The sequence below is a fragment of the Mesorhizobium sp. M7A.F.Ca.MR.245.00.0.0 genome, assembly GCF_003997415.1.
Classification (GTDB): domain Bacteria; phylum Pseudomonadota; class Alphaproteobacteria; order Rhizobiales; family Rhizobiaceae; genus Mesorhizobium.
Genome location: NZ_RZTE01000001.1, coordinates 597525 through 603394, shown reverse-complemented (window position 1 = coordinate 603394; position 5870 = coordinate 597525). Strand labels below are relative to the sequence as shown.

Here is a 5870-nt window from a genome sequence, read left to right as displayed (position 1 = left end):
GGCGGTGTTTCCTGCGGTTTGGCGGGGATGTCGGGCGGCGCGGACTGTTTGGCCGGCAGGCGTTCGAGGCCCTGCCCGGCTTTGTTCACCGGCCGCGCTTTTTTGGTCCACAGCTCCGCCACGCTGACGGTGGCCGTCGCCTGGCGCGGCGGCTTTGCGGCAAGCAGCCAGGCGGCAAAACCCAGTCCGCTGCCGAAGACCGCAAGGGTCAGCACGAAGCCGCAGACCAGTCCCAAAACCGCTTTCACGACGCGCTCCTTAAGTCCCTGCTCATAGAATGCGGGGCCTCAAGGCTGGTTCCAGAAAAACGCCCAAGCGTACGCGCCTGCGCTTCCGCCGGGCGGGCCCGGCAAGCGCCGCCAGGGGAGGCTCAAAGAGCGCCCAGACACACTCCAGAAACAATATTCAACAGTTCGGAAAAACTGCCGAAAAGATCGGATGGCATAAGCATCCCACAACAACTGGAAAAATGGCCGTGCCGGGCGATGCCCGGCCTGGACGGGAAAGTATGGAAATGGATCACGGTGTCGACATCGCCGAACTGGACGCGGAACGATCGGGGCTGGAAAGCGGCCCGGCAGGTGTCGATGCGCTGGCAAGAACGGCCCCCGCGACAGCCGGGCGCGGGCAGATCCTGACGGGCGCCGACTTTGCCCGGCAAGGCCTGCCCGGCGAGCGGCTCGACACCGTCTTCGAACAGCTCGCCGAAATGTTTGCAGCGCTGCCGGCGGTGATCTCGGACGGGCGTGTCTGGACCTATCGGGAACTGGACAGCCGGGCCAACCAGTTCGCCCGCCTGCTGGTCAAGCGTGGCGTGCGGCCGGGCCACCGCGTCGGGCTCATTCTCGACCGCTCGGCGGAGACCTATGTCGCGCTGCTCGCCGTGATGAAGGCGGGCGCTGCCTTCGTGCCGCTGGCGACCGCCTTCCCCGAGGAGCGGATGGCGCTCATCATCGAGGACGCCGGCGTCAGCCTGATCGTCACCATCGCCGCCTACGCGTCGCGCGCCGGTCAGCTGCCGGTTCCGCATCTGCTGATCGACAGCACTGCCGCCGAAATCTCCAAAGAGTCCGACGCGCCGCTGAAGCCGCATGCGAAGGCCGCTTTATCGGACGACACCTGCTACATCCTCTACACCTCGGGCACCACGGGCAAGCCCAAGGGCGTGGTCATCAAGCACCAGAGTTTCGTCAATTTCATCCGCGTCGCCGCCGCCTCCTATGGCTACCGGCCGGGCGACCGCGTCTATCAGGGCATGACCATCGCCTTCGACTTTTCCTCCGAGGAGATCTGGGTGCCGTTCGTCGCCGGCGCGACGGTGGTGCCGGCACCGGGCCAGATGCCGCTGGTGGGCGAGGAACTGGCCGATTTCCTGCGGCTCCATGACATCACCTGCATCGCCTGCAGCCCGACGCTGCTGTCGTCGATGACGTCGGATGTGCCCAGCCTGCGCACGCTGCTGGTCGGCGGCGAGGCCTGCCCGCACAATCTGGTGGTGCGCTGGTCGAAGCCGGGGCGGCAGATCCTGAACACCTATGGCCCGACCGAGGCGACCGTCACCGCCACCATGGGCGCGCTGACGCCGGACAGTCCCGTCACCATCGGCGCGCCGCTGCCGACCTATTCCATCGTCATTCTCGACGCATCGCTGCCGCAGCTTGCCGAGCCCGGCGAACTGGGCGAGATCGGCATTGCCGGCATCGGGCTCGCGGTCGGCTATCTCAACAGGCCCGACCTGACCGAACAGAAATTCATCGCCGATTTCGTCGGCCTGCCGAACAACCCGTCGAAGCGCATCTACCGGACGGGCGACCTGGGCCGCATCAACGACCGGGGTGAGATCGAATATGCCGGCCGCATCGACACCCAGGTGAAGATCCGCGGCTACCGCATCGAGCTCGGCGAGATCGAGGCGGTGCTGCTCGACCAGCCCGAAATCGCGCAAGCCGCCGTCACCACCTGGGAGATCGAGCCCGGCCGCGTCGAACTCGTCGCCTATTTCGCGGCGAAGACCGGCGTAGCGATCCCCCGCGCGGACCTCGCCAAGACGATGAAGCGGCGGCTGCCGGATTACATGGTGCCCTCCTACCTCGAGGAACTGCCTGTTATCCCGATGACGGTCTCCAACAAGGTGGATTTGCGCCAGCTGCCGAAGCCGACAAGCGTTCGGCTCTCAGTCGATCGCGCCATGGTGGCGCCCGGCAATGACGACGAGCGTTTCCTGGCCGACGCGCTGGCCGCCGTACTGAAATTCGACGAAGTGTCTGTCGAGGACAATTTCTTCGACGATCTCGGCGCCAACTCGCTGCTGATGGCGCATTTCTGCGCCCGCCTGCGCACCAGGAAGGAATGGGCGACGGCGTCGATGCGCGACATCTATCTCCATCCGACCGTGGCGCGGCTCGCGCTTCACCTGGGCGTGGCGGACGAGATGACGACGGCCACCAACGAGCCCGTCCTCACCCGCCGGGCCTCGAATTTCGCCTACTGGACCTGCGGCGCCGCACAGCTGCTGTTCTACGCGCTCTACAGCTATGGCGCCTTGTGGGCGGTCAATGACGGCCTCAACTGGATGTATGACGCGCTCGACGATCCGCTGCAGCTCTACATCAGGTGCGTGGCGCTTTCGGCCGCCGTGTTCTTCGGCATGTCGGGCTTTGCCGTCATCGCCAAATGGGTGCTGGTCGGCCGCTGGAAGGCGGAGGCGTTTCCCATCTGGGGCGTGCGTTACTTCCGCTTCTGGGTGGTCAAGACATTGATCCGCACCGCGCCCGTCGTGCTGTTCCGCGGCAGCCCGCTCTACAGCATCTACCTGCAGCTTCTGGGCACCAAGCTCGGCAAGAACGCCGTCATCGAATCGAAATCCGTCCCCGTCTGCACGGATCTCATCTCGATCGGCGCCAACACCATCCTGCGCAAGGAATCGATGATCCTCGGCTTCCGGGCGCAGTCCGGCTATATCCACACCGGGCCGCTGACCATCGGTCGCGATGCCTTCGTCGGCGTCGGCTCGACGCTCGACATCGACACCCGGATCGGCGACGGCGCCCAGCTCGGCCATTCGTCCTCGCTGCACCGCGGCCAAAGCATCCCCGACGGCGAACGCTGGCATGGCTCGCCGGCCGTGCCGACCACGGCGGATTATTGCAAGGTGCGCAATGTCGATCCTTCCAACATCCGGCGCTTCCTGTTCGAAGCGGTGCAGCTGATCGGGCTGTTTGCCATCGTCACCCCCTTGCCGCTTTTGTTCCACAGCTATTGGGAAAACGTCGGCGACGACTACCAGGAAACCATCGGCGTCGTCGCGATCGGCACCACGGTGACGCTGTTCGGCTACATGGCCGCATCCTTCCTGGCGGCGACGCTGGTACCGCGCCTGGTCAGCCTGCTGTTGAAGCCAGGCCGCACCTACACGCTGTACGGCTTCCGCTACTGGCTGCAGACGGTCGCTGAATTCTCCAGCAACTCCCGCGTGCTCGGCCTGCTGGCCGGCGACAGCTCGGCCATCGTGCACTACATGAGAGCGATCGGCTGGAACCTCAACAAGGTGGTGCAGACCGGTTCCAATTTCGGCTCCAACCAGCAGCACGAAAACCCGCTTCTGTGCGAGATCGGCACCGAGACCATGGTGTCGGACGGGCTGTTCATGATCAACATGCACAAATCCGCCTCCGCCTTCCGGCTCGAGCCGACGAGGATCGGCGAGCGCAACTATCTCGGCAACAACATCTACTATCCGCCGGACGGGCGCACCGGCGACAACGTCCTGCTCGGCACCAAGGTGATGATCCCCATCGACGGGCCGCTGCGCGAGAATGTCGGGCTTCTGGGTTCCCCTGCCTTTGAAATCCCGCGCATGGTGAACCGCGACAAGGAACTCATCGCGGGCGTCGACGAAGACGACCGGCGCCGGCGCATCCCGCACAAGAACCGCCACAATCTGGTGACGATCCTGCTGTTCGTGGCAACGCAATGGGTCATGCTGTTCGCCACGCTGGCGATCTGGGACCGGGCGCTGAACTACTACACCGAATGGGCTGAAGTCGCGCTGTTCGTCGCCGTGCTTTTGACCTCGGCGATCACCATTCCGTTCTACATCTTCGTGGAACGGGCAAGCCTTGGTTTCGGCCGGCTGAAGCCGCAGATGACGACGATCTACGACGTCGCGTTCTGGCGCCACGAGCGCCACTGGAAGCTGGCGGATTCGCCGATCGTGCGGCTGTTCGCCGGCACGCCGTTCCGGCCCATGATCCTGCGCATGCTGGGCGTCAAGATCGGCAGCCGTGTCTATGACGGCGGCAGCAACCTCACCGAACGCTCGCTGGTGGAGATCGGCGACGACGCCACCCTCAACGAGGGCTGCGTCATCCAGGCCCATTCGCTGGAGGAAGGCGCTTTCAAGTCCGACTTCATCCGCATCGGCAAGGGCTGCACGCTCGGACCTTCAGCCTTTGTCCACTACGGCGTCGTGATGGGCGAAGGCTCGGTGGTCGATGTCGACTCCTTCGTCATGAAGGGCGAAGAGCTGGAGCCCAACTCCATATGGAGGGGCAATCCGGCCAAGCTGCACCGCTTCGTCGAGCCGATCACCGACGATGGCTCCAAGGTATCGGCCAGGGCATCGGCTTGAAGAAGGGCATCGGCTTGAACACCGGAGACATCCGTCTCGTTGCCGTGACCGAGGCCAACCGTGCCCTGGTCACGGCCCTGGAACTCGCCCCGGAGCAGAGAGATTTCGTCGCCGGCAATGCGGCGTCGCTGGAAGAAGCGGGGACTGACGAAGACGCGCGGCCACGCGTCGTCATGGCCGGGACCCGCGTCGTCGGTTTCCTGATGTACGAGGCGCCCGAGGATGACGACGAGGCGCGCATCTACCGCTTCATGATCGACCGCGCTTCTCAAGGCAAAGGCTACGGCAAGGCCGCGCTGCGCGAAGTGCTGGACGAAATCCAGGGGCTCGGCCACATCAGCCACGTCTCGATCTGCTACGAACCGGAGAACGATGCGGCGCGAAACCTCTATCGCAGCGCCGGTTTCGTCGAAGAAGGGCTCGACGAGGACGGCGAAATGATCGCCGATCTCGCTTTGCCGGCACGGACGCACGAGCCGTGACGCGGCTGCCCGAGGAAATCGCCTTGGCCGAAGCGATCGCCGCCATCGCACCATCGGGAGTCCGGATCGGATGTCGCATGATCCGCGACGGCGACGAGGCCCATCTGCTGCCCGGGGAAGCGCATTCCCTCCCCGCGCGTCGGCCTGGCATGCGGCGCGCCAGCGGCGCGGCCCGGTGGATCGCGCACGGACTGCTGGCGGAGCGTGGCGTCGGCGACGTCGCCATCCTGCGCACGCCAACCGGCGCGCCGGTCTGGCCCGACGGGATAACCGGTTCGCTCGCTCACGACGACGACATGGCCGTGGCGGCGGTTGCCCCGATTGGCGATATCGCCTCGCTCGGCATCGACGTCGAGCCCGCGCAGCCTCTCCCGGATGACATTTTGGCGCTCGTGACAACATTTGCGGACCGCACGGACGCAGCCGACCGGCATCTTGCCGGCCGCATTCTCTTTGCCGCCAAGGAAGCCGTCTACAAGGCCGTCTATCCGCTCGATCGCGAGGTGCTGGGCTATGAGGACATCACCGTCGACCTGAACGCAGGCCAGGCGACGACGAAGACGGGCCGCAAGGCCAGGCTCGTTTACTGCGCTGCCCCGCGCGTGGTGGTGCTGGCGTTTGTCGATGGAGATGGGGTTTGGGGTCGGCGCGATTATTCTGCTGCGCTACGGCGTCATGAGTTCCTAGCCGAACGCGGCAATCGTTGACGTTGGCGCTGCCCCTCACTGTCCTGCCGGACATCTCTCCCCGTATAGTGA

4 protein-coding genes (1 of these 4 only partly in view) are annotated in these 5870 nt (G+C 65.2%); 3 read left to right on the top strand and 1 reads right to left on the bottom strand.

The window, feature by feature from the left end; translation table 11 throughout:
• Positions 1-248, bottom strand: the 5' end (the start) of a protein-coding gene (locus EOB80_RS03010; protein WP_127326608.1) for a BA14K family protein. The gene continues 382 nt to the left of window position 1, outside the view; the window shows 248 of its 630 coding nt (coding positions 1-248); its start codon is at positions 246-248; the stop codon falls past the left edge of the window.
• 260 nt (positions 249-508) lie between these two features.
• Between EOB80_RS03010 and EOB80_RS03005 the strand changes: the two genes are divergently transcribed.
• The 3 genes from EOB80_RS03005 to EOB80_RS02995 are packed head-to-tail and all read left to right on the top strand — an operon-like array spanning position 509 to position 5819.
• Positions 509-4630, top strand: a complete 4122-nt coding sequence (locus EOB80_RS03005) for a Pls/PosA family non-ribosomal peptide synthetase (protein ID WP_127326607.1) — start codon at positions 509-511, stop codon at positions 4628-4630.
• Positions 4627-5112 carry a GNAT family N-acetyltransferase gene (locus EOB80_RS03000; RefSeq protein WP_127326606.1) on the top strand — a complete coding sequence of 162 codons (486 nt, stop codon included), beginning with the start codon at positions 4627-4629 and terminating at the stop codon, positions 5110-5112. The genes EOB80_RS03005 and EOB80_RS03000 overlap by 4 nt, the downstream gene beginning before the upstream one ends.
• A complete protein-coding gene (locus tag EOB80_RS02995; protein WP_245466229.1) occupies positions 5109-5819 on the top strand; it encodes a 4'-phosphopantetheinyl transferase superfamily protein in 711 nt (236 codons plus the stop codon). The genes EOB80_RS03000 and EOB80_RS02995 overlap by 4 nt, the downstream gene beginning before the upstream one ends.
• Positions 5820-5870 lie beyond the last annotated feature (51 nt).

What these genes read in the sequence shown, in the direction of transcription:
- EOB80_RS03005 (WP_127326607.1), top strand. Translation starts at nt 509, where the DNA reads ATGGAAATGGATCACGGTGTCGACATCGCCGAACTGGACGCGGAACGA.